Source organism: Colwellia asteriadis, from assembly GCF_039523295.1.
In the GTDB taxonomy this organism is placed as follows: domain Bacteria; phylum Pseudomonadota; class Gammaproteobacteria; order Enterobacterales; family Alteromonadaceae; genus Colwellia; species Colwellia asteriadis.
The window spans coordinates 1-530 of the sequence record NZ_BAAAFA010000045.1 but is presented as its reverse complement, the minus strand read 5'-3'; the positions used below and the strand labels follow the sequence as shown (position 1 = coordinate 530).

Genomic DNA, 530 nt, shown 5'->3' with positions numbered 1-530 from the left:
ATCTTAGCCATGTCGTTCTGTGAGCCAAGGAGTTGCGGATTGCCGTTGTCTTCCTAAGACCGCTTGGCCTCCCGACTTCGTACAGAGGAAAGTGTTAAAAACGAAAAAAGAACTGACATTTAGCGAAAAACAGCTTAAAGAAATTGTTGAAAAAATTATGGAATATTACGGGATAAATTCAAATAATATCAATATCTTTAATGATAAGATTGAATTCAGATTTGATTATGATTTTGGCACTGTATTTGGTATATATCACGAAACTAGATACATAAGATTATTTTTTGAAAAAAGAAACAATATGTTAAAATTGACTAAAATTGAACTTGAAAAGTAAGTCTTTCTTTTTTTCTTTTTCTTCTTTTTAATTCTTAGTTTGTTTTTTTCTTTTCTAAATATTAGCTAAAGCTATGCCGAATTTTTTTCATTTTCCAGATACTAATTCTGCAGATAGAAAAATTTAAGATGTAAAAATATAAAATTGTCATATTTTTATAAGTCGGAGGCCAAGCGGTCTTAGGAAGACAATA

General features: G+C 29.2%; 1 protein-coding gene. It reads left to right on the top strand.

Annotated elements, in window-relative coordinates:
• Window positions 1-91: 91 nt before the first annotated feature.
• On the top strand, window positions 92-337 hold the full coding sequence (locus ABD005_RS18170; RefSeq protein WP_343819171.1) for a hypothetical protein: 246 nt from the start codon (window positions 92-94) through the stop codon (window positions 335-337).
• The last annotated feature ends 193 nt before the right edge of the window (window positions 338-530 follow it).